Source organism: Bosea vaviloviae (assembly GCF_001741865.1).
GTDB classification, from domain to species: Bacteria; Pseudomonadota; Alphaproteobacteria; order Rhizobiales; family Beijerinckiaceae; genus Allobosea; species Allobosea vaviloviae.
The window spans coordinates 6,088,638-6,115,388 of record NZ_CP017147.1; the positions used below are offsets into that span (position 1 = coordinate 6,088,638).

Sequence of the window (26,751 nt, forward strand, 5' to 3'; positions counted from 1 at the left end):
CCTTTCGGGGCCGGCCTGATCTGATGAAATAGAATCTCCAGAACGGGTCGCTAATGGCCCGCCTTAGGCCCTCAATGCAGAGTTCGGTCCGGCATCGTCTGCCGTACCCGCTCGATCTCTTCCTTCAGCATCAGCTTCTTGCGCTTCAACTCGACCACACTGAGATCGTCCGAGGACGGGCTCGATACGGCCTGCGCAATGGCTTCTTCGAGTTGACGATGCTTCCGTTGGAGCTCGACGAGATGGGTCTGCAGCGACATCTGGATCCTCCTGATGACCGATTGACGAGATAGTCTGACACAGAGCCGGCTTCACGTCTGCGGGGCAATCTCGCGCCGCACCATGAGATTCTGTGATCGTGAACCGCCTATGTCTCGGAAGGCGCGAATATGATGCGCTCCTGCCTCCGCCACAGGCTCCGCGCTCTTGCGGCGCGTGCGGCGTCTCAGCATAGTCGCGCCCGATTGCGGCGATCACGAGATGGATTCATGGGATTCGAGCTCAGCCCTGACGAGGTCGAGGCATTCACGACGGAACTGGCGCGACTGCGCGAGGAGCATCGCGACCTCGACAGCGCCATCGACGCGCTGGAGCGGGTCGGTGCAGTCAACCAGATCCAGGTGCAGCGCCTGAAGAAGCGCAAGCTCTATCTGAAGGATCGCATCGCCCAGATCGAGGACGCTTTGACCCCAGATATCATCGCCTGAGCAAGGATAACGGCGATTCGCCGCTTGCTTCCGCAGCGTTGCGTGGTCTAGATCGCGCGCTTCCTTGTCCTCGGAGCAGGATGCCGAGCCAAAGGTCCGCCCTAGCGAAAAGCGGATCCTGGTTTTCGGGTAACATCAGGCTCTTTCTGCCGCGAAGCTCCGGAAGCGATCCGTTTCATGGCCCAGACCAGCCCCGCCGTCGCCATCATCATGGGCAGCCAGTCCGACTGGGCGACGATGCGCCATGCCGCCGAGACGCTGGACGCGCTCGCCATCGGCTATGATGCGCGCATCGTCTCCGCCCATCGCACGCCCGACCGGATGTTCACCTTCGCCCGCGGCGCCAAGGCCGAAGGCTTCAAGGTGGTGATCGCAGGCGCCGGCGGCGCAGCTCACCTGCCAGGCATGACCGCCTCCTTGACCCCTCTGCCCGTCTTCGGCGTGCCGGTCGAATCGAAGGCGCTTTCGGGTCAGGACAGCCTGCTCTCGATCGTGCAGATGCCGGCCGGCATCCCGGTCGGCACGCTCGCCATCGGCCGCGCCGGCGCGGTCAACGCCGCTCTCCTCGCTGCAGCCGTGCTTGCGCTGAGCGACGAGGCGCTCGCCAAGCGCCTCGACGCCTACCGCGCCCGCCAGAGCGCGGCGATCGCCGAACATCCGGTGAAGGACGAGACGCGCCCCGCGAAGGACGAAAAATGAGCACGCCCGATTCCAGCGGCCTCGCTCCCGGTGCCATGCTCGGCATCCTGGGCGGCGGCCAGCTCGCCCGCATGCTCGCGCTCGCCGCCGCCGATCTCGGCATCCGCGCCCATATCTTCGCGCCGGAGCCCGACAGCCCGGCCTTCGACGTGGCGGCCCGCCATACCGTCGGCGACTATGAGGATGAAGCGGCGTTGGCGCGCTTCGCCGATGCGGTCGACGTCGTGACCTATGAATTCGAGAACGTGCCGGCCGCAACCGCCGCCTTCCTGGCGGCGCGCACACCGCTGCACCCCGGAGCGCGCGCGCTCGCGGTGACGCAGGATCGGCTCAGCGAGAAAAGCTTCGTCGCCGGGCTGGGCTTGGCCGTGGCCCCATTCCGCGCCGTCGATTCGCTGGCTGATCTCGAGGCCGCCGTCGCCGATCTCGGCCGCCCCAGCATCCTGAAGACGCGGCGCTTCGGCTATGACGGCAAGGGCCAGGTCAAGATCGCCGCCGGCAGCGACCTCGCCGAAGCCTATGAGGCGATCGGCCATTTCTCCGCGATCCTGGAAGGCTTCGTGCCCTTCACGCGCGAGGTTTCGGTCGTCGCGGCGCGCGGTGCCGACGGTGCATTCGCCGCCTTCGACGTCTGCGAGAACGAGCATCGCGACCATATCCTCGCCTTCACCCGCGTGCCGGCGCAGCTGTCGCCGAAGACAGGCGAGGCCGCCATTGCGGCCGCGCGGCGGATCGCCGACGCACTCGACTATATCGGCGTGTTCGCGGTCGAGATGTTCGTGGTCGGCGAGGGCGCGGCCGAGCGCGTGATCGTCAACGAGATCGCGCCGCGTGTGCATAATTCCGGGCATTGGACCAGCGAAGGTGCTGAGACCTCGCAGTTCCACCAGCATGTCCGCGCCGTCTGCGGCTTCCCGCTCGGCTCGGCGGCGCGGCGCGGCCGTGTCGAGATGGAGAATCTGATCGGCGTCGCCGCCTTGCGCTGGCGCGATCTGCTGGCCGAGCCCGGCGCGCATCTGCACCTCTACGGCAAGCGCGACGCCCGTCCGGGCCGCAAGATGGGCCATGTCACGCGGGTCACGCCCGAAAAAGCCTGAGCCAGAGCAGGATGCGAAAAAGTGGGCACCGGTTTTTCGCATTGATCCTGCTCTCACTCTTAGATGAGAGACGGATTCAGATTTCAGCTGGGATCACTCTGTGATCCCAGCTGAAATCATCCGGCTCCGGAGCACAAAGGCGCGCGAAGCTCGATTTTTCGCGCATTTTCGCTGCATCGCGGCGTGGACAGCCGGATTGATTTCTGTTATCCGCACGATCCTTCGAGCGACCTGCCTGGCAGGCCCGTTCGCCCGACTTTTTAGACCAACCCGCTAAAGACGGACACTCACGTGCAGGTTCTCGTTCGCGACAACAATGTCGATCAGGCTCTCCGCGCTCTCAAGAAGAAGCTTCAGCGCGAAGGCGTTTTCCGCGAGATGAAGCTTCGCGGCCATTACGAGAAGCCTTCCGAGAAGAAGGCGCGCGAAAAGGCGGAAGCCGTGCGTCGCGCCCGCAAGCTGATGCGCAAGAAGCTGCAGCGCGAAGGCCTCCTGCCCGCGCCGGTGAAGCCCAAGCGCCCCTGATTTTCCTGCGTGCGGCGGCAGCGGCCGCCGCACGCAGGAAAGATTGACAAGACCCAAACCGCGCCTGGAGCCCGCTCCGGGCGCTGTTGCTTTTCGAGCGCCGTTAACCAAGTCTTGGCACAATGCAGGCGTTGTTTCTTTCGCAGCGCACTGTCGGTTGGGGGGCGCAATCAGGTCGCGAACGGCAAACCGCCGCGTGCGACAGGCAAGGCACGGAAACCAGGACCGATGAAGCAAAGCATGGATCGCGGCAGGAACTGGCTGGCCGCAGCGAGCATCACCTTGGCGTTGGCAGGCTGCGATACCGTCTCCAGCCTCGGTTCCCAGCCGGCAGTGGCGGAAATCGACACCAACTCCTCCGCCGACGCGAGCGTGAACATCGGCTCGCTGAGCGAGGTCGTCTCCCGCAATCCGAACGACCCCAACGCCTACAACACGCGCGGCGCGGCTTATGCCCGGGTCGGCCGCTTCTCGGACGCGATCTCCGACTTCACCAAGGCGGTGCAGATCGACCCGAATCTCGCCTCGGCCTACACCAATCGCGCGCTGGCCCTGCGCCAGAGCGGGCGCAACGATGCCGCCCTTGCCGATTTCAACCGCGCCACCACCGCCAATCCGAATTACGGGCCGGCCTATGTCGGGCGCGCCAATCTGCTGCGCCAGCAAGGCAACAGCCAGCAGGCGTTGGCCGATCTCAACACCGCTATCCGCCTGAACCCTGAATCCGCCGAGGCCTTCCACGCACGCGGGCTGGTCTACCAGAAGGAAGGCCAGCATCAGCACGCGATCTCCGATTTCGATTCGGTGATCGACCGTAACCCCTACAACGCCCCGCCCTACACGGCGCGCGGCCAGAGCCTGATCGCTGTCGGCAAATATGACGCCGCGCTCGAGGACTTCACCGCCTCGCTCAATGTCGACAACCGTAACGCCGAGGCCTGGGCCGGGCGTGGGCTCGCCTATGAGAAGCTCGGCAAGAAGGCGGAGGCGAGCGAAAGCTATCAGCGCGCACTGAGCCTCGACGGCAACAACACAACCGCCCGCGCCGGCCAGTCGCGCCTCGGCGGCGGCGGGCTGGGCGGCGGCCTGTTCCGGAGCTGAGCTGCTCCCTATTCGACCGTGCGGCTCTCAGCGCCCGCCACACCACCGCTCGCCGCATCCGCGAGGAAGCGCCTGACCTCCGGAACCGAGCCTTGGGCCGGTAGATCCTCATGGTGGCCCGCCGGAAAGCGGATGAAGCGCTTGGGCGGGTTCGCCATCTCGTAAAGCGCCTGCCCCTGCCTGAACGGGATCACGCCGTCGCGCTCGCCATGCAGCACAAGCAGCGGCGCACGCACCCGCCCGATCACGGCCTCCGAGCGGAACTGATCCAGCATGACGAGCCGGATCGGCACGTAGGGATAGACCCCCTGCGCCACCGCCGCCGTCGAGAGATAGGGTGCTTCCAGGATGACCGCCGAGAGCGGCACCTCCGCCGCCAGTTGCAGCACGACGCCGGTGCCGAGCGATTCGCCATAGCCGACCAGCCGCGCAGCCCCGAAGCGCTCCGCCGCCTCGCCATAGGCGGCACGCGCATCGAGATGGATGCCCTCCTCCGTCGGGCTGCCGGTGGAACCGCCATAGCCGCGATAATTGACGGCGAAGAGGCCGGTGCCATCCTCCGTCAGAGCCCGGAAACGGGCCTGGCGGATGGATCTACCGAAATTGCCGGCATTGCCGTGGAAGAACAGCAGCACGGGTTTGCCCGCGCGTGGCGGCACGAGCCAGGCCACCAGCCGCTCGCCATCAGCCGCCGTCAGCGGAACCTCCATTGCACCCGGCAGGTTCGCCGAAGCGATATCGGCACGCACCGGATTGCGCGGATACATCAGGTCGCGCTGCCTGACGAAGAGAACGGCCAGCCCGGCGAGATAGAGGGCGCAGGCGACGAGCAGGAGGCGGCCGAGCAGTTTCATGCCGATCACTCTCCCCCGCCACCATGGCGGTCTCGCGACGGTCTGGAGCCCCGCATTGGCTCCGAACCACGCCCCTAGTCGAGAACCTTGGCCATTTCCAGCGCGAAACTGCCGAAACCGGCACGGCGATAGGCGGTCAGCGCCATGTCGTTGCCCTCCATGACGCTCAGATGGAGCACCTTGCAGCCGGCCCCGCGGGCGAAGCGTTCGGCCTCCGCCAGCAGGAGCTGCCCGATCCCGGTTCCCCGGCAAGCGGCCGCGACCACGATGTTCTCGATATAGACGTGGTCGCGCAAATGCTCGTGCACGAAGGGGCCGATGCGCCCGAGCCGCAGCGCCAGATAACCGACGACCTCATCGCCCTGCTGAGCGACGATCTGGGCGCCGCCATGCTCGGCGGCCTTTTCCGCATCGTCGGCGAGGCAGGCTGCGGCGGCAGCGGGCCCGGTCGCGCGTTCCGCGCTCAAGGTCGCCTCATGGGCCGTCAGTTCGAGCAGCAGCGCCAACACGGCGGGTCGGTCGCCTGCCAGCATCGGGCGGATGGAGAGCGTCACGGCATGGCCTCCAAATGAAACATGGGCTTCAAACAAGACATGGGCTCCAAATAAGACTTGGGCTCCAAACGAAAAAGGCCGGCACGAAGCCGGCCTTTCGCGACAAAGGAATGACGGCCGCGCCTAATGCGCCATCGCCTTGACGATGTCGTCGGTGACCTTCTTGGCATCGCCGAACAGCATCATCGTGTTGGGCCTGAAGAACAGCTCATTTTCGACACCGGCATAGCCAGCCGCCATGCCGCGCTTGATGAAGAGCACGGTCTTGGCCTTCTCGACGTCGAGGATCGGCATGCCGTAGATCGGCGAGGCCTTGTCGGTCTTGGCGGCGGGGTTGGTCACGTCATTCGCGCCGATGACGAAGGCGACGTCGGCCTGGCCGAATTCCGAGTTGATGTCCTCAAGCTCGAAGACCTCGTCATAGGGCACGTTGGCTTCGGCCAGCAGCACGTTCATATGGCCAGGCATGCGGCCCGCCACCGGATGGATGGCGTACTTCACCTCGACGCCCTCCTTCTTCAGCAGATCGGCCATCTCGCGCAGCGTATGCTGGGCCTGCGCCACCGCCATGCCATAGCCCGGCACGATGATGACTTTGGCGGCGTTCTTCATGATGTAGGCGGCGTCGTCGGCAGAACCCTGCTTGACCGGCCGCGCCTCGACCGCCCCGGCCGCGCCGGCCGCAGCATCGTCGCCACCGAAACCGCCGAGGATGACGGAGATGAAGCTCCGGTTCATCGCCTTGCACATGATGTAGGAGAGGATCGCGCCCGACGAGCCGACCAGCGCGCCGGTGATGATCAGCGCCATGTTGCCGAGCGTGAAGCCGATGCCTGCCGCAGCCCAGCCGGAATAGGAATTCAGCATCGAGACGACGACGGGCATGTCCGCGCCGCCGATCGGGATGATCAGGAGTACGCCGAGCGCGAACGAGACCAGCACGATCAGCCAGAATACGACATGGCTCTCGGTCTTGATGAGGACCAGCAGCAGCACGACGAGCGCGACGCCGAGCCCGATATTGATGCCATGGCGCTGCGGCAGCATGATCGGCTTGCCGCTCATGCGCCCGTCGAGCTTGAGGAAGGCGATGATCGAGCCGGTGAAGGTGATCGCGCCGATGGCGACGCCGAGCCCCATCTCGAACAGGCTGCCGCCATGGATATGGCCGACCTCGCCGATGCCGAAGGCGCCCGGCGCATAGAGCGCAGCCGCAGCGACCAGCACCGCCGCCAGACCCACCAGCGAGTGGAAGAAGGCGACGAGCTGCGGCATCTGCGTCATCTGCACGCGCCGGGCCATATAGGCGCCGATGCCGCCGCCGATGGCGATGCCCAGCACGACCAGGAACCAGCCGGAGAAGCCCGATGGCGGGAAGAACACCACGGTCGTCAGGATGGCGATGCCCATCCCGACCATGCCGTAGAAATTGCCCTGACGGGACGTGGTCGGGTGCGACAGGCCCCGCAAGGCCATGATGAACAGGACGCCGGAGACGACGTAAAGCAGGGCGGAGAGATTGGCGGCCATCGGCGCTCAGCCCTTCTTCTTGTACATCGAAAGCATGCGCTCGGTGACGAGGAAGCCGCCGAAGATGTTCACCGAAGCCAGGATCAGCGCCACGAAGCCGAAGAGCTTGGCCCAGACCGGACCGTCGCCCAGCGCCGGAGCAGCCTGGACGCCGACCGCAAGCAGCGCGCCGACGACGATGACCGAGGAGATCGCATTGGTGACCGACATCAGCGGCGTGTGCAGCGCCGGCGTCACCGACCAGACCACGTAATAGCCGACGAAGACCGCGAGCACGAAGATCGCGAGGCGAAACACCGTCGGATCGACACCTGTCGCGACGCTTGCCGCCGCAGCGGCCTGCTCGGCGTATTTCTCGGCGAGCTCGGCCGCCTGCTTCGCCAGCGCGGCGGCGGAGCGGGCCTGTTCGAGTGCCTGTTCGGGTGTCGGATTGGCCATGTTAGACGCTCCCCTCGACGACAGGCGCGGGCTTCGGCGCGAAATTCGGATGGATCACCGCGCCGTTCTTGGTCAGGGCGGTCGCCTTCACCAATTCGTCGTCCCAGTTCACGGCGAGCGTCTTCGCGCTCTTGTCGATCAGCGTCTCGACGAAGGCGAAGAGGTTCTTGGCGTAGAGCTGCGACGAGGTCGCGGCCAAACGGCCGGGCACGTTGAGATGGCCGACGATCTTGACGCCATTGGGGGTAACCGCGATTTCGCCGGGCTTGGCGAGTTCGCAATTGCCACCGCGCTCGACCGCGAGATCGATGATCACGGAACCGGCCTTCATGCTCTCGACCATCGCCTTGGAGATCAGCTTCGGCGCGGGACGCCCCGGGATCAACGCGGTGGTGATGACGATATCCTGCTTGGCGATGTGGCTCGCCGTCAGCTCGGCTTGCTTGGCCTGGTATTCCTTGGACATTTCCTTGGCGTAGCCGCCGGCAGTCTGCGCCTGCTTGAACTCGTCGTCCTCGACGGCCAGGAACTTCGCGCCGAGCGATTCGACCTGCTCCTTGGTGGCGGGGCGCACATCGGTCGCGGTCACGATCGCGCCGAGACGCCGCGCCGTCGCGATCGCCTGCAGGCCGGCGACGCCGACACCCATGATGAAGATGCGCGCAGCAGGGACAGTGCCGGCCGCCGTCATCATCATCGGCAACGCCCGGCCATATTCGGCCGCGCCGTCGATCACCGCGCGATAGCCGGCGAGATTCGCCTGCGAGGAGAGCACATCCATGACCTGCGCGCGGGTGATGCGCGGCATGAACTCCATCGCGAAGGCCGCGACCTTGGCCTTGGCCAGGGCCTCGACCGCAGCCTCATTGCCATAAGGGTCCATGATGCCGACGACGAGCGCGCCGGACGGCAGGCCGGCGATCTCGGATTCGGCCGGGCGGCGCACCTTGAGCACGATCGCCGCGCCCTTGAGCGCATCCTTGGCGTTCTTGGCGATGCTCGCGCCCGCCGCCTCGTAATCGGCGTCATTGATGCCGGAAGCGAGCCCGGCGCCCTTCTCGACCACGATTTCGGCCCCGAGGCCGATGAACTTGCGGACGGTCTCCGGCGTCACGGCGACGCGGGTTTCCGCCCCTTGCGTTTCGGCTGGCACAGCAATGCGCATGGCAGGGCGAGGCCTTTCAGGCTTGGCGGAGGCGGATCTTACAGGAGAACGAGCGCGACCATCATCAGCGCGAAGGGAACGGCCGGAGCCTTCCAGGCAATCGACTTCGATGCGATCCCGACAACCGTGCCGACCAGCGTCAGCAGCGTACCGATGAGGGCGACGCCCCAGGCATGCTTGGTGCCGCCCACCGCCAGCGCCGCGACGATGGCGAGGCAGGCGACGGTGCCGACCTCGGCGAAATGCATGAAGCCCTGATAGGTCCGCTCATGCTCGGCGTAGTCCATCTGCGGAATGTCGGTGGCGTGATGCCCGTGATCGGCCATGGGTGGTTCCCGAGATTGAAGAAAATCCTCTTGCCCTGTAGCGCACCCGCGATGGGTCGGCAACGCATCGTCACCGGAAATGAGCCTGTTTATTAGGCGGATTTCCGGACTTCACGACATAAAATTGCGAGAACAGTCGAGTCTAATCGATTGAAAGACCACAACGGCAGTCAAACTGACGACGCAATGAGCTTAGCGCGGGCCAAAGCCTTACCTTGGGTCGTGGCGATCCCTCCCGTCGAAAACCCCTCGATCTCCGCCTCGAACAGGCGATGGAAATTCAGCTCGGCGTCGAGATGCAGGAAGACGCCGCCGAGCCCGATCGCGGCGCGGTCCATGAAGACGAATTCGCGCGGCACCGTCACCGGCCCGCGCTGCTTCAGGGCCTGATGCACCTGGAAGGCCTGCTTGCGGCCATACTCAGCCGGGCTGACATCCTCGGCGATGCGGCGCGTCCGGTCCTCCAGCAGCGGCCCGTAGATGAAACGCGCCCAGATGTTCAGCGTGTCGACGAGATCCTTGGTCAACCCCCTGAAGCCCCAGGTCTCATAGGCGTGCACGACGCGGGCGGCGTCGCCCTCCAGCAGGCCGCGATAGAGATCGACCACGCCGCCGACGAAACTGGGCGGGAAGATGCGGATGCAGCCATAGTCGAGCAGGTTGATGCCCGCCGGCGTGTCACCCTCTGAGAAGACCGTGTAGTTACCCAGATGCGGATCGCCATGGATGACGCCGTGATGGCTGAAGGGCCGCCACCAGGCCTTGAACATCGCCGTCGAGATCCGGTCGCGCGCCTCCTGGCCGTCCGACTTATGGGACAGGATCGGGCTGCCCTCGAGCCAATGCATGCTCAGGAGCCTGCGCGTCGACAATGAGGCTTCGAGCCGGGGCACCCGCACCTCCGGCGTATCGGCCAGGATCTCGTGATAAAGCGCGATATGCTTCGCTTCGCGAATGTAATCGAGCTCCTCGCGCACCCTGGCGCCGATTTCCTTGGCGATCTCGGTCGTGTCGATCACCGGGTCCATGCGCCGGTGCAAGGCGAACAGGATGTCGAGCTGGGAGATGTCGGCCTCCACGGCCGATTCCATGTCGGGATATTGCAGCTTGCAGGCAAGCGGCACGCCCTCCAGCGTCGTGGCGCGATGCACTTGCCCCAGCGAGGCCGCGGCGGCCGGCTTCAGATCGAACTCGGCGAAGCGCTCGCGCCATTGCGGCCCGAGCTCGGCCAGCATCCGGCGCTTGACGAAGGCGGCCCCCATTGGCGGCGCCTGCGATTGCAGCTTCTGCAATTCGGCGGCGTATTCCGGCGGCACCACATCGGGAATCGTGGCGACGAGCTGCGCCACCTTCATGATCGGGCCCTTCAGCCCGCCCAGCGCCTTGGCCAGCGCCTCGGCATTGCTGGCAGTGCGGCCATCCAGCCCGAACAGGCGCGTACCGGCGATGCGCGCCGCGACCCCGCCGACATTGGCCCCCACGCGGGCATAGCGCGCGGCGCGGGCGGAAAAGCGGTTGGCTTCGCTGTCGTGGTCGGACATGGGCTCGGCGCGCCTCTTGCGGTTGCGTCGTCACGATGTAGGCCGCGCCGCCAAGAACACCAGTGCAGCCGATCGCCTCAGCCGCGAGAGGTTGAGATTCTGGCGCTCCTTCCGGTCAGAGGTAGCCGACCAGCCCCAGCGAGGAATTGCCGCCCAACCGCCCCTGGGTCGCCTGGATGCTCTGATAGGTCTGGACCAGTTGTTTGGTGAAGTCGTCGCTGATCCCGAGCGCGGCTTTTTCCTCGGTACTCATGGCGGCGTATCGGTTGACGAGGGCAAGGCTCGCGCTCGTGCCGTCGCTGCTACCGGATGTCGCCTTCAGCGTATCGAGCACGCTCGCGCGATTGCGCTGGTCGAGTTCCGCCTTGGCGGCGCGGACCTCGCCCGGCGAGAAGGCCGCGCCTTGATTCAGCGCGACCGCCGCCAAGGAGCGGTTGTCGAACTTGGCGAAATCCACCTGCTGGCCGTCCTTGCGCGACGCATCGAACACAAGCTCGGTGCCCTTGTCCTGCGCGCTGTTGGCCTGGTCGTCCAGCAGCAAGCGCGCATTGGCGGCAACCGCCGCGATCGTCATCTGGGGCGTCAGCGACCCGCTGGGCGTGGTTTTGCCGAGCAGGGCTTTGACGGGATCATTGGCGCTGCCGGTGTCGGGCGCCTTGCCAGGCGTCTTTCTCGCGGCGGCAGCGCCATCAAGCAGAGCCTGCTTCTGATCCTGCCAGGCCACGGTCGCCCGCTCGTCGCTCCCGGCCTCGTCGGCATATTTCAGCGCGGCGTCGTAGAGCGCGGCGTAATTCCCGGTATGGCGGGCAATGACGACATGCGGCGAGATCGCGGTGTCGAAGCGGGATTGCAGAGCCGTCGCCGCTGCGGCGCTCTCATCCCTAGAGAACAGCCCCTGCGCGTTCGAGGCCACCGCCGACAATGTCGCGCGGCCCTGCCCGCTCAGATCGACCGCGACCTTGCCGTCGATCAGCGCCGAGGAAATGCCGAGCGCTTGATATTGCTGGTCGAACCACTGCCGCGCATTCGCCGCGCGGGTGGCGAGCGTCATGCCGGAATCGGCCGCGGTCGCTGCGGAGGTCCGCGCGAGATAGGCCTTGGCTTCGTCAGACAGGGCAACGGTCGCCGATGCGGGGAGTTGCGAGCCCGTTGTCGCATCCTCGCTGAGCAGCTGCGCAAGCGAGGGCTGCGCATCGAGCACCGCCTGCCCGCTGCGGGTGTAGTTCAGGAGCAGGGAGGCACTGGCGCCGATGGTCGTGGACATCGCGGCTCTCCGGACGTGGCGTTCGACGCTCCGGAGCAGGGATTGTGCCAGCTTTAAGGTCTTGATAACTATGAATATGCCGTCAGGCCGCCCGGGCAGGAATTACCTTGGCCCGGCAAAAACTGCTGGTCTGTCCGTGGCGTTAACGCCGCGCCGCGAGATCAGCCCTGATCTCGACAACGCTCGCGGCCCGCCCGCCAGCCGCCTCGACCAGCTTCACCGTTTCCGAGACCAAGGCGGCATTCGTCTTTGTACAGCCGAAATGCGCATCCTCCAGCCCGGCCCGGACATGGACGCCGCGTGCCACCGCCGGCCCGATCAATCCGGAAAGATCGACGCCGAGCCCCGCGATCATCACCGGCGCGCCGGGCGCATCCTCGGCGAGCAAGGCGAGATGGGCCTCGAGCGCATAGGCCTTCGGCGGAAAGCCCCAGGCGAAGGCATCGGAGAACATCAGGCGATAGATCGGCGTCGGCAGCCCCGGATAGGCCTTGGCCAGCGCCGCGCCCAACCGCGTGAAGCCGGGCTCATAGATCGCATAGCTCGGATGGATCCTGTTGGCATGGGCCACCGCCATGCCCTCGCGGATATGCTCGCCCGGGTTCTGGTAGATGAAGCCGGGCTCACCGCCGGGAATCCCGGCAAAGGTCGTCCAGTTGCAGGAGCCGGGATCGAGCACGCCCCATTCGACGAGGCCGCGCTTGGCGAGCTCCTCCAGATGGGTGTAGCGGCCGGAGCCGATCATGTCGCCGGCATAGCCCGAGCCCAGGATCGGAATGGTCGGATAGACGATGGCGTCGACCTTGGCGCGGATGCCCTCGATCGCCCGGGCATAAAGCTGCCAATCGTCGCGCTGGCGGCCGGTTTCGACATCATAGACATGCAGATGCACGATCGCCGCCCCCGCCTCGACCGCCGCGATGCCGTCAGCAACGATGTCGGGAATGGCGATCGGAATGCCGGGCTGGCGCTCCTTGCCCCAGGGCCCGTTGATCGCGGCCTCGATCCAGATGGGGGTGGTCATGCCGGCATGTCCTTCGGCCAGTTGTCGCGGATCCAGCGGGAGAGCCCGTCTTCGTCGATCTCGCCAGCCGCGAGAGCCAGGATGGCGACAGCCGCTTCAGCCTCGGGCACGATGAAATCGACATCGTTGATGAACAAGAATGTGTAGGGCGCCAGCAGAGCCGTCCGCTTGTTGCCATCGATGAACGGATGGTTCTTCGCCAATCCGAATGCGTAGCTTGCCGCCAGTTCCGGCAGCTCTGCCGCCTCATCGGCCCATTTGTTGACAGGGCGCTCCAACGCGGATGCGAGCATGCCCGCATCGCGCAAACCGGCGCCCCCACCATGAATCGTTAGCTGCTCATCATGAATGGCCAGGACGACGTCTTCGGACAGCCAGCTCGGCTCGGTCACTTCGCGAGCTCGGCCAAGGCATTGTGATAGATTTTCATGCCCCGGCGCGCCGCGGCCATCGCCTTGTCGAAATCAGGCTTCTGCTTGACGAGTCTGAAGGCCCCGTTGGGTTGTTCGACCACATGCAGTGCGTCGCCCTCCTTGAGCTTCAGTCGAGCCAGCATCTCCCGAGGCAGAATCAACCCGAGCGAGTTGCCGATCTTTCTAACTTGCAGCACGTTAGCGCTGTCGAGCGGTTCCCCCGTGCTGGTCTGACTCGGCTTGTTCATGACAGTCGACCTTACGCTCGTTATACGAAACGTATAACGTACCGGACATACATTGTCAGCATCGGCCTGGCCTCCGGTTTCAGCGCCCCCGTCGATGCATCATCGCCAAACCCCTCGCCTTGCCCCCGAGCCTGCGCCATCTCCGCAATCCTGCCGTGAGCAAAAGCGGCAACGCCCGGCCTTGTCAGCCTGCCCCCTTCGCGCGCCTAATCGCCAAAACGACGATCGGGAACGGAAACGATGGGGCTCTATTTCGAGGAATTCGGCGAGGACCTGCGCGTTGTCACGCGCGGCCGCACTGTCGGCGAAGGCGACATCACGCTGTTTTCCGGGCTCTCCGGCGATTTCAACCCGCTCCATATCGACAGCGAGTATTGCGCCACGACCCCGTTCGGGGAGCGCATCGCCCATGGCCCGCTGACGCTTGCCATGGCGATCGGCCTGGTGTCGCAGCAGAACCTGGTCGACGCCACCACCATGGGCCTGCTCGACCTGCATTGGAGCTTCGCCGGGCCGGTCAGGATCGGCGACACCGTCCATGCCGTGGTCACGACCGTGGATCGCAAGCCCTCGCGCAAGCCCGATCGCGGTGTCGTCACCCTCAGGCTCGATGTCTTCAACCAGCGCGGCGAGCAGGTTCAGACGGGCCACCTCAAGCTTTTGATGAAGCGCCGGCCGGAGCAAGGCTGATGCTGATGCGGGCGGCAAGCTACCGGGAAACCTCCGAGGCTTTCCGCTGGGATATCCCGGAGCGCTTCAACATCGGCGTCGCCTGTTGCGACCGCCATGCCGACGGCAGCGGCAAGCCGGCGCTGATCTATGAGGATGAAGCGGCGGGCGTCGCAACCCTCAGCTTCGACGACCTGAAACGGAGCTCCAGCCGCCTCGCCAATATGCTGCGCGGTCATGGCATCGGACCGGGCGACCGCGTCGGCATCCTGCTGCCGCAGCGGCCGGAGACGGCGATGGCCCATCTCGCCATCTACAAGATGGGCGCGATCGCGCTGCCGCTCTTCACTCAGTTCGGGCCGGATGCGCTCGAACATCGCTTACAGCACAGCGGCGCGGCGGCGCTGATCACCGATACCGAGAACATCGGCAAGATCGAGACGATCCGCGCCACCCTGCCCAAACTCAAGCGCATCTTCGTCATCGGCGATAGGGAAACGACCGGGACCCATCTCGACTTCGCCGCGGAGCTGGCGAAGGCCTCCGACCGTTTTGCATCCATCGATACGCGGGCCGATGATCCAGCTCTGATCATCTACACCTCTGGCACGACGGGAAAGCCCAAGGGCGCGCTGCATGCGCATCGCGTCCTGCTCGGCCACCTGCCCGGCGTGCAACTGCCGCAGGAGTTCTTCCCGCAAGCCGGCGACCTGTTCTGGACGCCGGCCGACTGGGCCTGGGCCGGCGGCCTGCTCGACGTGCTGCTGCCGAGCCTCTATTTCGGCGTGCCGGTGCTGGCCTCGCGCGCCCGCAAATTCGATCCGGAAGCCGCCTTCGCGCTGCTGGCCCGGCACAAGGTCCGCAATGCCTTCCTGCCGCCGACGGCGCTGAAACTGATGCGGCAGGTCGAGAGGCCGCGCCAGCGCTTCGACTATGCGATGCGCTCGATCGGCACCGGCGGCGAGACGCTGGGCGCCGACATGCTGGCCTGGAGCGAGGAGACCTTCGGCTTTCCGGTCAACGAGTTCTACGGCCAGACCGAGGCGAACCTGATCGTCTCGAACTGCGCCAGCCTGTTTCCGATCGTGCCCGGTTCGATGGGCCGCGCCGTGCCTGGCCACCGCGTCGCGGTGGTCTCGCCCGAGGGCGAGGCGATGCCGGCCGGCGAGCAGGGGCTGATCGCGGTCGCGCGGCCCGACCCGGTGATGATGCTGGAATATTGGCGCCAGCCCGAGGCGACGGCGGCCAAATTCGTCGGCGACTGGCTCGTCACCGGAGACACCGGCGCCTGCGACGCCGAGGGCAATTTCTGGTTCCAGGGTCGCGACGACGACATCATTTCCAGCGGCGCCTACCGCATCGGCCCCGGCGACATCGAGGACTGCGTCATCCGCCATCCGGCCGTGCTGATGGTCGCCGTCGTCGGCAGTCCCGACCCGCTGCGCACCGAGGTGGTGAAGGCCTTCGTGCTGCCGAAACCGGGCTTTGCCCCCTCGGACGCCCTTGCCGCCGAGATCCAGGCCTTCGTCAGGGAGCGGCTCGCCGCCTATCAATATCCCCGAGAGATCGAGTTCGTCACCGAGTTGCCGATGACCGCGACCGGCAAGATCCGGCGCAAGGATCTGCGCGACCTGGAGGTGGCGCGGAAGAAGGGCGCTTAACGGGCTATATATTCCCCGTCATTCCGGACAAGCCGCGAAGCGGCGCCGATCCGGAATCCATCGTAGAGTTCCGGAGCCCTCCGATGGATTCCGGGTCTTCGCTGCGCTCCGCCCGGAATGACGGCGCATAAGCCGCTGCCCCTTACCCCGCCTCCAGCACCAGCTCGAAGGTCATCAGCACCGGGTTGTCGCCGCGCGTCAGGCGGCCCTGCGCCATCGCCCCGGTGTAGTCGACCAGAGCCACGTCGATTTCCGAGGTCATGCGCTGCCCCTCGCTCCAAATCCGGCCGGATTTGATCGCGATCTCGGTGGCGAAGTTGTCGACCATCCGACCGTCCTCGAAGCGTGCACCGATCGTCGAGCCGACGCCGCCATGGATCGTCGCACGCCTGACGCCATGCTCGGCGCAGAACTGCTCCAGCGCGCCGGCAAGGTCTATGTTCGGGCGCACGCGCAGGGCGAAGAAGCGCCCCTCCCGCGTCGCGCCCAGCAAGGGGACCGTCGCGGGGCCGAACAGCTTGAAATTGGTCTCGGCATCGACGTAAGCGGCGAACCCCGCGCCATCGATGCCGACGGCCGGGAGCGTGATCGCCTCGGCCACCAACGTCTCGTCGGGCAGGATATGGCCGCCGCTGCGCTTGCCGCCCGCCTCCTGCCAGAGCGCATGGCAATGGAAGAAGGGCGCGCCGTCACGCAGGCCGAAGGTCAGCGCGCCGGTCTCGATGCGGGCGATGCCGGGCGGTCGAAAGATCTCGCTGTAGAAAGCCGCATGCTCCGACGTCTGTGACAAGGCCGGCATGACATAGCTGAAGGAGGACAGGGCCGCGCCGTCGATCCGCGCAACGCCCGAGGTGAAGCCCGCCGCGGCAAAGCTGCGCCGCACGGCCTCCAGCAGGGTCAGACCGGGCTGCAGCGTCATCTCGAAACGCAAACCATGGCTTTCCGCCCATTCGACCCGCTCGGGCGTCGCGGGACCGGGCTGCTCGATGCGTCTCATGACGTCATCCTCCATGGAAAGGCCTGACGCATCATGGCGAGATCGCGGCCGGGTAAAAAGCGGTCATGCGGATGGAACACCGAACTGAGCGGCAAAACCGGCGCGTACTGGCAGGACAATGGCAACCTCGTTTCGGCGTGGCGGCGGAACCAACGGCCCCGCCAGATGTTTTCGCTCAGTCCGTTCCGGGCCAGTTCGACCTGGAAGGGCCATCAACGATCAAGAGAGGATAACCTGATGGATAGGCGCTCTTTTATCCTGAGCCTGATTGGCGGGGCGGCTGCCGCCAGCGTCGGCGCTGTCGCGATGGCGCAGGCCGCGCCGGTGACGCTCGCTCCGGAGCCCGTGGGCGCCGCGCCTGCCGAGCCGAGGGCCACCCAGTCGCTCGATGATGTCGACGCAGCGTTCAGCCGCCATCGTTATCGCCATCATCGCCGGCATTACCGTCGGCATTACCGCCGTCACCGCCGCTACTACCGCCGCTGATCGGCGCCAGTGCATTCCCGGGCTCCATGGCGACCTTGTTCCGGTCGTCATGGGGCCTATCCGCCGGTTGAAGCCATTCATCGCGGCAGCCGTCACGAGCGCAGCCAGTCCAATTCGCCGCGCGCCTCGAGTTCGTCCTTGACCAGGCGCTTGGGTACCTTGCCATAGCCGGATTTCGGCAAGGCCTCCCAGAAGAAGAAGCGCTTGGGCATCTTGTAGCGAGCGATCTTCGCCGCAAGATACTCCGCCATTTCGGCCTCTGTCGCGCTTGCACCCGGGCGCGTCACGCAGACCGCGACGCCGATCTCGCCCCAGACCGGATCAGGCACGCCGAGCACCGCGACCTCCGCGATCGCCGGATGGGTCAGGATCTTCTCCTCGATCTCGCGCGGATAGATGTTCGAGCCGCCGGAGATGTACATGTCCGAGGCGCGGCCGGTGATGTAGACGAAGCCCTGCTCGTCCATATGGCCGAGATCGCCGGTACGGAACCAGCCGTCGCGGAAGGATTTCGCATTGGCTTCAGGGTTGTCGTAATAGCCGGCAAAGACGGCGGGCCCGATCACGCAGATCTCGCCCTGCACGCCCGGCGCAACTGCGTGGCCGGCATCGTCCTGGATCTGCACCTCCATGCCGCTGCGCTCGAAGCCGCAGGTGCCGATGCGCGCATCGGGACCGTCCTGCGCCTCGTGCAGGGCCGGCGGCAGCACCGTGATGTTGCCGGTGACCTCGCCCAGCCCAAAATACTGCACCAGCACCTTGCCGAGCTTGGCGAGCGCGGCCTTCTGATCCTCGCGATACATCGGCGCGCCCGCATAGATGATGTGACGCAGGCTGGAATGGTCGTGCTGGTCGACGGCCGGATGCTCGACCAGCATCTTCAGGATGGTCGGCACGGTGAAGATGTTGGTGATCTTGTACCGCTCGATCAGGCGATAGGCCTCGTCGATGTCGAAGCGCTCGGTCGGCAGCAGGATTGTCGCGGCGCCGCGCGATGACAGCACGAGCTGGTGCACGCCCGCCCCATGCGAGAGCGGGGCGACGACGAGCGAGGCGTCCGCCTCGGTCGAGCCCGGCACCAGATCGGCGAGATGGTTCGTCACCACGAAGCCCATCTGGCCATGGGTCAGTACGGCGGCCTTCGAGCGCCCGGTCGTGCCGGAGGTGAAGAAGAACCAGCACGGATCGTCATGCTCGACCGCGACATTGGCGACCTGCTCGCCAAGACGGCGTGCGATCACCTCGCCGACCTCGGCCTCGCCGAACTCGCCCGGCCCGATCCGCCAGATGAACTCCGGCGCAGGCTCCGAGGCGGCAACAGCCGCCGCATGGGCTGGAAAATCGCCATGGCAGATGAAGGCCTTGGCGCCCGAGCAGGTGCCGAGATAGCCAACCTCGTCGGGCAGCAGCCGGAAATTCGTCGGGACCCAGACCGCGCCCAGACGGAAGGCGGCGAACATCGAGACGAACATCGCGTCGCAATTCTTGGAGTGGACCAGGATGCGGTCGCCCTTGCCGATGCCGCGCTGGCGCAAGCCGGCGGCGAGCGCCGAGACCTGCGCGTCAAGCTGCGACCAGCTCAGCGTCAACTCGCCCCAGATGAAGGCTGGGTGATCGGCAAGCCGCCGTGCATTCTGCGCGGCAATATGGCCGAGATTCATCACCCGGCGTGTCATCGGGGCAACGCCGCCGGCGGGGGCCACTGAGGAAGAGGCTACGGTCACGTCAGATACTCCCATGTCGATAGGATGTCGGGCCCATCTCAGGCGCGTCTCACCTCGGCCGGCGCAGCCGCAGGTCGGCCGACCCGGCCCGTCGTCTTGCGCCCGGACACGAACATCTCAGCCAGCAGGCGCTCCATCCGGGCAACCTCCAGCGCGAGGTGGCCGGCTAGTTCCTCCTGCCGCGTCGGCTGCATGCGGCTGTCGATCGCGGCCAGGCTCAGCGCTCCGGCAACACGCCCGTCGGGATAGCGGAAGGCCGCACCGATGCCCCAGGAGCTGGCGACCAGCCGGCCGGGATTGACCGAGAAGCCGCGCTGCCGCGCCAGCTTGAGATCGCCCCGGATCAGTTCCGGCGCGAAGCCCGGATAATGCGTCAGCAGGACCGGCGCGTTGGCCTCGATGATCCGGTCCGCATCATCGTCAGGCAGCGCCGCCAGCATGGCGAGCGAGCCAGCGCCGACGCCGAGCGGATGCTGCAGCCCGGCCTGCAGCGCATGGGTCCGCACCGGATAGGTGCCCTCCTCCCGATGCAGGCAGACCGCGTAATTCTCCCGCCTGATCGACAGGAAGCTCGTATCCATCGTCACCGCAGACAGGCGCCGCAGACTCTCCATCGCGAGTTCGAGCAGCCCATGCCGCCGCGCCGCAAGCACGCCGAGCACGAAAGCCTCCTCGCCGAGGCAGTAATGCCGCGATTGCGGCTCCTGCTCGACCAGCCCGGCCCGCATCAGCGCCAGCAGCAGCCGGCGCGCCGTCGGCTTGTTGAGCCCGCTGCCCGTCACGATTTCGGCGAGCGGCAAGCCGCCGGCCGGCTCCCGGCCGATCAACGCGAGCAGCCGCAGGGCGCGATCGACGCTCTGCGAACCGGACATTCCGGCGTGCACCTGGTTGATTGGTTCCACCTTGGCTTCCTCAAGCCGATCCATGATATGGACCTTGTTCTTGTTTCTGGAGCCTAGATCGCCCCATTCCGGATTGCAATGCGGTGCCTGTCGTGTAATCTCCGCGCCAACCTGATGTGATTTCGGTCACAGTATGGACCGCGTCGACGGCTGCCAGACAAGCCAACAAGATCGACGCGCATGGGAGGAAGAACCGATGTCGCTGCAGGCAACCCGTAAGGGCGCCGGCTCCGTGCCCGCCACCATTGTGCCGCAGGCTGACGGAAACGTCGCCATGCCCCGCGCCATCGCTCGCGGCTGAGCCGGCATCATGGTCGATATCGCCGACAGAATCGCCCTGCCCGAGGCCATTTCGGAACTGGACGATGTCCGTCCCGGCTCCCCCTTCATGCGCCCGGTCGAGTTCGTCGCAGCAGCCCTCGTCGCGCTGATCATCGGCGTGCTGCTGCTCGGAGTAACCTCGCGCTATGTCTTTTCGCTGCCGGTGATCTGGATCGACGAGGTCGCCTCGATCTCCTTCCTCTGGCTCGCCATGCTGGGCTCGGCCATCGCGATCGACCGCAACGAACATCTGCGGCTAACGCTCTTCGTCGGCATGATGCCGGAGCGCCTGCGCGGCTTCGCCAACACCTTCGCGCTACTGGTCATCGCCGCCTTCCTGCTGGCGATGGTCTATCCGGCGATCGACTATTCGATCGAGGAGAGCTTCGTCACCTCGGCCGCGCTGAACATCCCAAATAGCTGGCGCGTCTCGGCCATCGCCACCGGCATCATCCTGATGACGCTGCTGGCGCTGCGCCACGCGGTCCGGACCTCGACCGTGCGTGATCTCGTCCTCGCCACCGCGCTGATCCTCGCCATCGCCGCGGCCTTCTGGCTGCTGACGCCCACCTTCAAGGGGCTCGGCTACGGCAACATCCTGATCTTCCTGCTCGGCGTCGTCGCGCTCTGCCTGGTCGCCGGCGTGCCGATCGCCTTCTGCTTCGGCATGGGCACGCTCTGCTTCCTCGCCTTTTCCACCAGCGTGCCGATGATCGTCATGGTCGGCCGCATGGATGAGGGCATGTCGAGCATCATCCTGCTCTCGGTGCCGATCTTCGTGCTGCTCGGCTGCGTGCTCGATGCCACCGGCATGGGCAAGGCGATCGTCGATTTCCTCGCCTCGATGCTCGGCCATGTCCGTGCCGGCATGTCCTATGTGCTGCTCGGCTCGCTCTTCCTAGTCTCGGGCATTTCAGGCTCGAAGGTCTCCGACATGGCGACGGTGGCGCCGGCCCTCTTCCCCGAGATGAAGCGGCGCGGCTATCAGCCCAAGGAGCTGATCGCGCTGCTAGCCACCGGCGCCGCGATGGCCGACACAGTGCCGCCTTCCATCGTGCTGATCGTACTTGGCTCGGTCGCCGGCGTCTCGATCGCCGGCCTGTTCAACTCCGGCTTCGCCATCGCCATGGTGCTGCTGCTGGCGCTCGCCGTTCTGGCCCGCTGGAAGGCGCGCAACGAAGACATGCACGGCGTTCGCCGCGTCTCGCTCGCCGTCATCGGCAAGACCGCGCTGATCGCAGGCCCGGCGCTGGTGCTGCCCTTCATCATCCGCGGCGCGGTCGGCGGCGGTGTCGCCACCGCGACCGAGGTCTCGACCATCGCGGTGCTCTACGCGCTAATCATCGGCATGATCCTCTATGGCGGCATCAGCCGGTGGAAGTTCTATGCGATGTTTGTCGAGACCGCCGCCTTGTCCGGCGCGATCCTGATGATCCTCGGCACCGCGCTCGCCATGGCCTGGGCCCTGACCCAGACCGGCTTCGCCCGCGACCTCGCCAATTTCATGATCGGCCTGCCCGGCGGATGGCTCTCCTTCATGGCGGTGACGATCGTCGTCTTCATGATCCTCGGCTGCGTGCTGGAGGGCCTGCCCGCCATCGTGCTGATGGCGCCGCTGATGTTCCCGATCGCCAAGAATCTCGGCATCAACGACGTGCACTATTCGATGGTGGTGGTCACGGCGATGAACATCGGCCTGATGACGCCGCCGATCGGCATCGGCTTCTACATCGCCTGCAAAATCGGCAACGTCTCGCCCGACGAGGCGATGGGCGCGGTCTGGCCCTATCTGATCGCATTGCTCGCCGGCCTCGTCATCATCGCGGTCGTGCCGGGCATCTCGACCTGGGTGCTGTGAGGAGGACGCGCCACATGTCGCTCGCCATCTCCTCAGCCCTCATCCTGAGGAGCGAGCCCCGCAGCGCTCACGTCTCGAAGGATGGTCCAGGAGGCTCCTGAACCATCTCGAGCATCCTTCGAGACGCTGATTCGCAGTTCCTCAGGATGAGGGCTGAGGGGACGGCATTCATCTGAAGACCAAACGGCCTCAATACGACCAAAAACAAACCACCTAGGGAGAAACAACCATGACCATCTCACGCCGCACCCTGCTGCAGGGCACAGCCGCCGCCTCCGCGATCGGCACCTTCCACATCGGCAGCGCCTCCGCGCAGACCCCCGAATTCTCTTACAAATACGCCAACAACCTGCCCCTCGCGCACCCGATGAACATGCGCGCCAACGAGGCGGTCGAGAAGATCAAGGCCGAGACCAAGGGCCGCGTCGCGATCCAGATCTTCCCGAACAACCAGCTTGGCTCCGACACCGACATGCTGAGTCAGGTGCGCTCGGGCGGCGTCGAATTCTTCACGCTCTCGCCGCTGATCCTCTCGACGCTGGTGCCCAACGCCTCGGTCTCGGGCATCGGCTTCGCCTTCCCGAACTACGACGCCGTCTGGAAGGCGATGGATGGCGAACTGGGGGCTTATGTCCGTGGCCAGATCGGCAAGGCCAATCTCGTCGTCATGGACAAGATCTGGGACAACGGCTTCCGCCAGATGACGAGCTCGAAGGGCCCGATCAACACCCCCGACGATCTCAAGGGCTTCAAAATCCGCGTGCCGGTCTCGCCGCTCTGGACCTCGATGTTCACAGCCTTCCAGTCGGCGCCCGCAAGCATCAACTTCGCCGAGGTCTACACGGCATTGCAGACCAAGATCGTCGACGGCCAGGAGAACCCGCTCGCGATCATCTCGACCGCCAAGCTGTTCGAGGTGCAGAAATATCTCTCCGTCACCAACCATATGTGGGACGGCTTCTGGTTCCTCGGCAACAAGCGCGCCTGGGAGCGCCTGCCGGAGGATCTGCGCGCCATCGTCGCCAAGAACCTCAACGCCGCCGCCGAGCTGGAGCGCGCCGACGTCGCCAAGCTCAATGCGGGCTTGCGCGAGGAACTCACCGGCAAGGGCATGGTCTTCAACGACACCAAGGCCGAGCCCTTCCGCGAGGCCCTGCGCAAGGCCGGCTTCTACACGGAGTGGAAGAAGAAATATGGCGACGAGGCCTGGGCCATCCTCGAGAAGGCCGTCGGCGGCTCGCTGAGCTGAGGCCTTCCCAACAACCGCACCGTCATCCCGGACAAGCCGCGAAGCCGCGCTGATCAGGGATCCATGCCTGAACCGTTCCGGCATGGATCCCGGATCTCCGCTTCGCTCCGCCCGGGATGACGCCGCCTTTCAACGACGTCTCAGAGAGTTGTCACCATGGCCGATCGTCTGAAGAGCAAGATCGCCATCGTCTTCGGCGCCGGCTCGTCGGGGCCGGGCTGGGGCAACGGCAAGGCCGCGGCCGTCGCCTTCGCCCGCGAAGGCGCCCGCGTCGCCTGCATCGACATCAGCCAGGCCGCCGCCGACGAGACCGCCGGCATCATCGCGGGCGAAGGCGGTGTCGCCATCGCGCTGGCCGCCGATGTGACGCAGCAGGGCTCGATCGACGCAGCCGTCGCCGCGACCATGACCCGCTTCGGCCGCATCGACATCCTGCACAACAATGTCGGCGTCACCCATATGGGCGGCCCGGTCGAACTCAGCGAAGAGCAGTTCAAGGCGGCGGTCGACCTCAATCTCGGCCCGGTCTTCCGCTGCTCCAAGGCGGTGATCCCGCATATGCTGAAGGCCGGCGGCGGCGCGATCGTCAACATCTCCTCGCTCGCAGCGATCCGCTGGACCGGCTACCCGTATTTCGCCTATTACGCGACCAAGGCCGCAGTGAACCAGGCGACGCTCGGCCTCGCCATGCAATATGCAAGGCAAGGCATCCGCGCCAATTGCATCATGCCCGGCATGATCGACACACCATTGATCTACAAGCAGATCTCCAGCCAATACGCCTCGGTCGAGGAGATGGTCGCGGCCCGCAACGCCGCCGTACCGCTCGGCAAGATGGGCACCGCCTGGGATGTCGCCAACGCGGCCGTCTTCCTCGCCTCCGACGAAGCCCAGTTCATCACCGGCGTCTGCCTGCCGGTCGATGGCGGCCAGAGCTGCGCAGTCGCCCCGCTGGGCTGAACATCGTCTCGGGCGGCTGGCCTGCATCTTGCTGCCTTAGATCACGTTGCATTCGGACGGTTCCGTCCGAATGCAACGTGATCGATTCCTGGAGTTTAGAGCATTGCTCATGCGAAAAACCGGTACCCACTTTTTCGCGCAATGCTCTGGAGCCATACAAACCGACATCGCCATCGGCACGATCACGCCCTCGGGTAACCGCACCGTCGAGCGCGTGACGCAAGCTATCTGCGCCACGCTGCCGGGCGTGACACCCCTGTTCACGCGCATCCCCGTCTTCGGCAACACCAGCCCCGACCAGGCCGCGGCCAACCCCTATGATTGGCCGGCGATGCTGCAGGCGGCGGAACTGCTCGGCCATGCCGAGCCCGCTGCGATCTGCTGGAACGGCTCGAAAGGCGGCGATTACGGCTTCGACATCGACGAACGGCTTTGCGCCGACATCACCGCACGGACTGGGCTCCCCGCCGTGACCTCGGCCTTGGCGACGCTCGATGCACTGCGACGGCTGGCGGCTCGCCGCATCGCGCTGATCACACCCTACACCACAGCCGCTCAGGCTCGGAGCATCGCCAATTTCACCGGCAAGGGCTTTGCCGTCACCGCCGAGCGCCATGCCGGCCTGAGCGACAATCTCTCTTATGGCGCTGTGCCGCCAGGCGAGATCGCCGCGATGGCGCGAGCGGCCGCGGCGGAGGGTTCGGCCGAGGCGATCGTCATCTTCTGCACCAATTTCAACGGCGCCCCCGTCGCAGCCATGCTCGAGGCGGAGACGGGCCTACCCGTCATCGATTCGGCGGCAGCCGGTGTCTGGGCCGCGCTCAGGGCAGCCGGCATCGACACGAGCCGGACAGTCGCAAGCTGGGGCCGGACTTTCAGCCTCTGACGATCCGGAACACCTGATCCCACGACCTCTCCGCACACGCCTCCGATCCGAGCATTGGGCGCATAAGAAACATGCTTGACTGTTTGCAAAACGAGTCGCAGCTTTCGCGCATCCCGTGGGGTTGAGGCTTGGCGTGAGCGGAACCGGTAAAAGACGATCCCAAAAGGAACGCAGCGCGGAGACCTCGACGCGGCTGATGAATGCAACGATCGACCTGCTGCACGATCGTGGCCTTGCCCGCACCACCACCCCGGAGATCGCCCGCCAGGCCGGTGTTTCTCGCGGCGCGCTGACGCATCATTTCACCACCCGCGAGGCGATCATCAGCGCCTCCGTCGCGGACATGCTCAGCAAGACCACCCGCGACCTGCACCGCTTCGCCGAGGATTTCATTGCCCGCGGCGGCTCCAGCGACGAGATCGTCGACTACATCTGGCAGATGATGGATGACCGGCTGTTCTACGTCACGATGGAGTATCTGCCCGAAGCCCGGCACAATCCCGACTTCAGAGCCGAGCTCATCCCCACCGTGCGTGATTTCCACGCCGGTCTCGACGCGATCTGGACCGCGCTCGCTACGCGGGCCGGCGTCGAACCCGATCATACCCGCATCGTCATGAACGCGACGATGTGCCTCGTGCGCGGCATGATCAGCCAGACGGTGCTGCGCCCCAACGACCCCGCCTATTATCGGGAGATGCTGGCCTTCTGGAAACAGCAGGTCCGCCAGCAATTCCCAATCGAGACCGCCTCCGCGCAGGATTCCAGACATAAGGCAAGTGCGCGATGACGGCTGCCCTCACCATCGCAGGGCTGAAGCTCGATTTCTACGGCGTGCATGTGCTGCGTGGCGTCGATTTCGCCGTTCCCGCCGGCTCCTTCACCGGGCTGATCGGCCCCAATGGCGCCGGCAAATCGACCCTGTTCAACGCGGTCTCCGGGCTCTACCGCCCCAAGGCCGGCTCGGTCCGGCTGGGCTCGGTCGAGACCACCGGCTTAGCCCCCGAAAAGCTCGTGGCGGCGGGGTTGGTGCGCTCATTCCAGCTCGCGCGCGGCTTTCCCAAGCTCAGCGTCTTCCAGCACCTGATGCTCTATGGCGCCGGGCAGCCGGGCGAGAACCTACTGGCGGCGATGCTGCGCTCGGCAGCGGCGCGGCGGCGTGAGGAGGAGCTCAGCGAGCGCGCCTTCGGCATCGCCCGACGGCTCAAGCTCGACCATGTGCTGGACAACCCGGTGACGGCGCTCTCGGGTGGGCAGAAGAAGCTGGTCGAGATCGGGCGCGCCTTGATGGCCGACCCCAAGATCCTGCTGCTCGACGAGCCGATGGCCGGCGTCACCCCGAGCCTCACCGAACAGATTGCCGACCACCTCATCGCGCTGAACCAGGACGGGCTGACGATCTGCCTGATCGAGCACGACATGGCGCTGATCAAGCGGCTCTGCGCCCCGGTCATCGTCATGGCCGAGGGCAAGACCCTGACGCAAGGCAGCTTCGACGAGGTCGCCTCCGACATCCGCGTGCAGGAAGCCTATCTCGGGAGGCGGCATTGAG

Annotated in this window: 29 protein-coding genes; 14 read left to right on the forward strand and 15 right to left on the reverse strand. The window is 65.8% G+C overall.

From position 1 onward, the window contains the following. Window positions 1-71: 71 nt before the first annotated feature. Window positions 72-260, reverse strand: a complete 189-nt coding sequence (locus BHK69_RS28235) for a YdcH family protein (protein ID WP_069693007.1) — start codon at window positions 258-260, stop codon at window positions 72-74. A gap of 228 nt (window positions 261-488) precedes the next feature. On the opposite strand from BHK69_RS28235, the gene BHK69_RS28240 reads away from it, so the two are divergent. The 5 genes from BHK69_RS28240 (at window position 489) to BHK69_RS28260 (ending at window position 4,129) form a co-directional block, all read left to right on the forward strand. After that, window positions 489-707, forward strand: coding sequence for a YdcH family protein (locus BHK69_RS28240; protein WP_069693008.1), 219 nt, complete (start codon window positions 489-491; stop codon window positions 705-707). A 177-nt stretch (window positions 708-884) separates the two neighbouring features. Continuing rightward, complete coding sequence (gene purE / locus BHK69_RS28245) at window positions 885-1,406, forward strand: 5-(carboxyamino)imidazole ribonucleotide mutase (RefSeq protein WP_069693009.1); 522 nt, start codon at window positions 885-887, stop codon at window positions 1,404-1,406. Further along, window positions 1,403-2,503: a 5-(carboxyamino)imidazole ribonucleotide synthase gene (locus BHK69_RS28250; protein WP_069693010.1), complete on the forward strand. Its 1,101-nt coding sequence runs from the start codon at window positions 1,403-1,405 to the stop codon at window positions 2,501-2,503. Before purE ends, BHK69_RS28250 begins: the two co-directional genes overlap by 4 nt. Before the next feature lie 291 nt (window positions 2,504-2,794). Further along, window positions 2,795-3,028 (forward strand): 30S ribosomal protein S21, encoded by a 234-nt coding sequence (rpsU, locus tag BHK69_RS28255; RefSeq protein ID WP_069693011.1) that lies wholly within the window; start codon window positions 2,795-2,797, stop codon window positions 3,026-3,028. A 228-nt stretch (window positions 3,029-3,256) separates the two neighbouring features. Further along, window positions 3,257-4,129 carry a tetratricopeptide repeat protein gene (locus BHK69_RS28260; protein WP_069693012.1) on the forward strand — a complete coding sequence of 291 codons (873 nt, stop codon included), beginning with the start codon at window positions 3,257-3,259 and terminating at the stop codon, window positions 4,127-4,129. Window positions 4,130-4,137: 8 nt separating this feature from the next. Here BHK69_RS28260 and BHK69_RS28265 read toward each other — a convergent pair whose 3' ends face one another. From BHK69_RS28265 to BHK69_RS28315, 11 genes are all read right to left on the reverse strand, one after another. Beyond that, window positions 4,138-4,983 (reverse strand): alpha/beta hydrolase, encoded by an 846-nt coding sequence (locus BHK69_RS28265; RefSeq protein WP_069693013.1) that lies wholly within the window; start codon window positions 4,981-4,983, stop codon window positions 4,138-4,140. Window positions 4,984-5,057: 74 nt separating this feature from the next. Beyond that, window positions 5,058-5,537, reverse strand: coding sequence for a GNAT family N-acetyltransferase (locus tag BHK69_RS28270; protein ID WP_069693014.1), 480 nt, complete (start codon window positions 5,535-5,537; stop codon window positions 5,058-5,060). Window positions 5,538-5,660: 123 nt separating this feature from the next. Continuing rightward, complete coding sequence (locus BHK69_RS28275; protein ID WP_069693015.1) at window positions 5,661-7,067, reverse strand: NAD(P)(+) transhydrogenase (Re/Si-specific) subunit beta; 1,407 nt, start codon at window positions 7,065-7,067, stop codon at window positions 5,661-5,663. Between the two features lie 6 nt (window positions 7,068-7,073). Next, on the reverse strand, window positions 7,074-7,505 hold the full coding sequence (locus BHK69_RS28280) for an NAD(P) transhydrogenase subunit alpha part 2 (protein ID WP_069693016.1): 432 nt from the start codon (window positions 7,503-7,505) through the stop codon (window positions 7,074-7,076). A gap of 1 nt (window position 7,506) precedes the next feature. Then, the gene (locus tag BHK69_RS28285; RefSeq protein WP_069693017.1) at window positions 7,507-8,670 is read right to left on the reverse strand and encodes a Re/Si-specific NAD(P)(+) transhydrogenase subunit alpha; all 1,164 of its coding nucleotides are present in this window, start codon (window positions 8,668-8,670) and stop codon (window positions 7,507-7,509) included. A 38-nt stretch (window positions 8,671-8,708) separates the two neighbouring features. Beyond that, window positions 8,709-8,996 carry an aa3-type cytochrome c oxidase subunit IV gene (locus tag BHK69_RS28290; protein WP_069693018.1) on the reverse strand — a complete coding sequence of 96 codons (288 nt, stop codon included), beginning with the start codon at window positions 8,994-8,996 and terminating at the stop codon, window positions 8,709-8,711. A 170-nt stretch (window positions 8,997-9,166) separates the two neighbouring features. Then, complete coding sequence (locus BHK69_RS28295) at window positions 9,167-10,537, reverse strand: ABC1 kinase family protein (protein ID WP_069693019.1); 1,371 nt, start codon at window positions 10,535-10,537, stop codon at window positions 9,167-9,169. A gap of 115 nt (window positions 10,538-10,652) precedes the next feature. Continuing rightward, window positions 10,653-11,801, reverse strand: a complete 1,149-nt coding sequence (locus tag BHK69_RS28300; protein ID WP_069693020.1) for a hypothetical protein — start codon at window positions 11,799-11,801, stop codon at window positions 10,653-10,655. Window positions 11,802-11,943: 142 nt separating this feature from the next. Beyond that, on the reverse strand, window positions 11,944-12,825 hold the full coding sequence (locus BHK69_RS28305) for a beta-keto acid cleavage family enzyme (protein ID WP_069693021.1): 882 nt from the start codon (window positions 12,823-12,825) through the stop codon (window positions 11,944-11,946). Then, window positions 12,822-13,217 (reverse strand): type II toxin-antitoxin system death-on-curing family toxin, encoded by a 396-nt coding sequence (locus tag BHK69_RS28310; protein ID WP_069693022.1) that lies wholly within the window; start codon window positions 13,215-13,217, stop codon window positions 12,822-12,824. Before BHK69_RS28310 ends, BHK69_RS28305 begins: the two co-directional genes overlap by 4 nt. Then, on the reverse strand, window positions 13,214-13,486 hold the full coding sequence (locus BHK69_RS28315) for an AbrB/MazE/SpoVT family DNA-binding domain-containing protein (protein ID WP_069693023.1): 273 nt from the start codon (window positions 13,484-13,486) through the stop codon (window positions 13,214-13,216). The genes BHK69_RS28310 and BHK69_RS28315 overlap by 4 nt, the downstream gene beginning before the upstream one ends. Before the next feature lie 240 nt (window positions 13,487-13,726). Between BHK69_RS28315 and BHK69_RS28320 the strand changes: the two genes are divergently transcribed. Then, window positions 13,727-14,176, forward strand: coding sequence for a MaoC/PaaZ C-terminal domain-containing protein (locus BHK69_RS28320; protein WP_069693024.1), 450 nt, complete (start codon window positions 13,727-13,729; stop codon window positions 14,174-14,176). Continuing rightward, complete coding sequence (locus BHK69_RS28325; protein ID WP_069693025.1) at window positions 14,176-15,816, forward strand: acyl-CoA synthetase; 1,641 nt, start codon at window positions 14,176-14,178, stop codon at window positions 15,814-15,816. The genes BHK69_RS28320 and BHK69_RS28325 overlap by 1 nt, the downstream gene beginning before the upstream one ends. 142 nt (window positions 15,817-15,958) lie before the next feature. Here the strand turns inward: BHK69_RS28325 and BHK69_RS28330 are convergent, their stop codons facing one another. Beyond that, window positions 15,959-16,813: a PCC domain-containing protein gene (locus tag BHK69_RS28330; protein ID WP_069694035.1), complete on the reverse strand. Its 855-nt coding sequence runs from the start codon at window positions 16,811-16,813 to the stop codon at window positions 15,959-15,961. A gap of 237 nt (window positions 16,814-17,050) precedes the next feature. Here BHK69_RS28330 and BHK69_RS28335 point away from each other — a divergent pair, with 237 nt between their 5' ends. Continuing rightward, a complete protein-coding gene (locus BHK69_RS28335) occupies window positions 17,051-17,299 on the forward strand; it encodes a hypothetical protein (RefSeq protein WP_069693026.1) in 249 nt (82 codons plus the stop codon). 92 nt (window positions 17,300-17,391) lie between these two features. Here BHK69_RS28335 and BHK69_RS28340 read toward each other — a convergent pair whose 3' ends face one another. Together BHK69_RS28340 and BHK69_RS28345 are read right to left on the reverse strand one after the other, a co-directional pair. Continuing rightward, window positions 17,392-18,975 (reverse strand): acyl-CoA synthetase, encoded by a 1,584-nt coding sequence (locus tag BHK69_RS28340; protein ID WP_069693027.1) that lies wholly within the window; start codon window positions 18,973-18,975, stop codon window positions 17,392-17,394. Window positions 18,976-19,061: 86 nt separating this feature from the next. After that, entirely contained in the window at window positions 19,062-19,895 is an 834-nt protein-coding gene (locus tag BHK69_RS28345; RefSeq protein ID WP_069693028.1) for an IclR family transcriptional regulator, read from the reverse strand. Between the two features lie 340 nt (window positions 19,896-20,235). Here BHK69_RS28345 and BHK69_RS28350 point away from each other — a divergent pair, with 340 nt between their 5' ends. The 6 genes from BHK69_RS28350 (at window position 20,236) to BHK69_RS28375 (ending at window position 26,750) form a co-directional block, all read left to right on the forward strand. Next, complete coding sequence (locus tag BHK69_RS28350; protein ID WP_069693029.1) at window positions 20,236-22,104, forward strand: TRAP transporter large permease; 1,869 nt, start codon at window positions 20,236-20,238, stop codon at window positions 22,102-22,104. A 229-nt stretch (window positions 22,105-22,333) separates the two neighbouring features. Continuing rightward, window positions 22,334-23,353 (forward strand): TRAP transporter substrate-binding protein, encoded by a 1,020-nt coding sequence (locus BHK69_RS28355; RefSeq protein WP_069693030.1) that lies wholly within the window; start codon window positions 22,334-22,336, stop codon window positions 23,351-23,353. A 156-nt stretch (window positions 23,354-23,509) separates the two neighbouring features. Then, complete coding sequence (locus BHK69_RS28360; protein WP_069693031.1) at window positions 23,510-24,313, forward strand: SDR family NAD(P)-dependent oxidoreductase; 804 nt, start codon at window positions 23,510-23,512, stop codon at window positions 24,311-24,313. Between the two features lie 109 nt (window positions 24,314-24,422). After that, on the forward strand, window positions 24,423-25,199 hold the full coding sequence (locus BHK69_RS28365) for a maleate cis-trans isomerase family protein (protein ID WP_158516292.1): 777 nt from the start codon (window positions 24,423-24,425) through the stop codon (window positions 25,197-25,199). Window positions 25,200-25,395: 196 nt separating this feature from the next. Next, entirely contained in the window at window positions 25,396-25,989 is a 594-nt protein-coding gene (locus BHK69_RS28370) for a TetR/AcrR family transcriptional regulator (protein WP_083269730.1), read from the forward strand. Next, window positions 25,986-26,750, forward strand: coding sequence for an ABC transporter ATP-binding protein (locus BHK69_RS28375; RefSeq protein ID WP_069693033.1), 765 nt, complete (start codon window positions 25,986-25,988; stop codon window positions 26,748-26,750). Before BHK69_RS28370 ends, BHK69_RS28375 begins: the two co-directional genes overlap by 4 nt. Window position 26,751 lies beyond the last annotated feature (1 nt).

Coding starts and splice junctions, on each gene's coding strand:
- BHK69_RS28300 (WP_069693020.1), bottom strand. CDS start 11,801: ATGTCCACGACCATCGGCGCCAGTGCCTCCCTGCTCCTGAACTACACC.
- BHK69_RS28325 (WP_069693025.1), top strand. CDS start 14,176: ATGCTGATGCGGGCGGCAAGCTACCGGGAAACCTCCGAGGCTTTCCGC.
- BHK69_RS28315 (WP_069693023.1), bottom strand. CDS start 13,486: ATGAACAAGCCGAGTCAGACCAGCACGGGGGAACCGCTCGACAGCGCT.
- BHK69_RS28370 (WP_083269730.1), top strand. CDS start 25,396: ATGAATGCAACGATCGACCTGCTGCACGATCGTGGCCTTGCCCGCACC.
- BHK69_RS28365 (WP_158516292.1), top strand. CDS start 24,423: ATGCGAAAAACCGGTACCCACTTTTTCGCGCAATGCTCTGGAGCCATA.
- purE (WP_069693009.1), top strand. CDS start 885: ATGGCCCAGACCAGCCCCGCCGTCGCCATCATCATGGGCAGCCAGTCC.
- BHK69_RS28355 (WP_069693030.1), top strand. CDS start 22,334: ATGACCATCTCACGCCGCACCCTGCTGCAGGGCACAGCCGCCGCCTCC.
- BHK69_RS28350 (WP_069693029.1), top strand. CDS start 20,236: ATGGTCGATATCGCCGACAGAATCGCCCTGCCCGAGGCCATTTCGGAA.
- BHK69_RS28240 (WP_069693008.1), top strand. CDS start 489: ATGGGATTCGAGCTCAGCCCTGACGAGGTCGAGGCATTCACGACGGAA.
- BHK69_RS28280 (WP_069693016.1), bottom strand. CDS start 7,505: ATGGCCAATCCGACACCCGAACAGGCACTCGAACAGGCCCGCTCCGCC.
- BHK69_RS28340 (WP_069693027.1), bottom strand. CDS start 18,975: ATGACACGCCGGGTGATGAATCTCGGCCATATTGCCGCGCAGAATGCA.
- BHK69_RS28305 (WP_069693021.1), bottom strand. CDS start 12,825: ATGACCACCCCCATCTGGATCGAGGCCGCGATCAACGGGCCCTGGGGC.
- BHK69_RS28335 (WP_069693026.1), top strand. CDS start 17,051: ATGGATAGGCGCTCTTTTATCCTGAGCCTGATTGGCGGGGCGGCTGCC.
- BHK69_RS28250 (WP_069693010.1), top strand. CDS start 1,403: ATGAGCACGCCCGATTCCAGCGGCCTCGCTCCCGGTGCCATGCTCGGC.
- BHK69_RS28265 (WP_069693013.1), bottom strand. CDS start 4,983: ATGAAACTGCTCGGCCGCCTCCTGCTCGTCGCCTGCGCCCTCTATCTC.
- BHK69_RS28345 (WP_069693028.1), bottom strand. CDS start 19,895: ATGTCCGGTTCGCAGAGCGTCGATCGCGCCCTGCGGCTGCTCGCGTTG.
- BHK69_RS28275 (WP_069693015.1), bottom strand. CDS start 7,067: ATGGCCGCCAATCTCTCCGCCCTGCTTTACGTCGTCTCCGGCGTCCTG.
- BHK69_RS28285 (WP_069693017.1), bottom strand. CDS start 8,670: ATGCGCATTGCTGTGCCAGCCGAAACGCAAGGGGCGGAAACCCGCGTC.
- BHK69_RS28290 (WP_069693018.1), bottom strand. CDS start 8,996: ATGGCCGATCACGGGCATCACGCCACCGACATTCCGCAGATGGACTAC.
- BHK69_RS28360 (WP_069693031.1), top strand. CDS start 23,510: ATGGCCGATCGTCTGAAGAGCAAGATCGCCATCGTCTTCGGCGCCGGC.
- BHK69_RS28235 (WP_069693007.1), bottom strand. CDS start 260: ATGTCGCTGCAGACCCATCTCGTCGAGCTCCAACGGAAGCATCGTCAA.
- BHK69_RS28295 (WP_069693019.1), bottom strand. CDS start 10,537: ATGTCCGACCACGACAGCGAAGCCAACCGCTTTTCCGCCCGCGCCGCG.
- BHK69_RS28330 (WP_069694035.1), bottom strand. CDS start 16,813: ATGAGACGCATCGAGCAGCCCGGTCCCGCGACGCCCGAGCGGGTCGAA.
- BHK69_RS28260 (WP_069693012.1), top strand. CDS start 3,257: ATGAAGCAAAGCATGGATCGCGGCAGGAACTGGCTGGCCGCAGCGAGC.
- BHK69_RS28375 (WP_069693033.1), top strand. CDS start 25,986: ATGACGGCTGCCCTCACCATCGCAGGGCTGAAGCTCGATTTCTACGGC.
- BHK69_RS28320 (WP_069693024.1), top strand. CDS start 13,727: ATGGGGCTCTATTTCGAGGAATTCGGCGAGGACCTGCGCGTTGTCACG.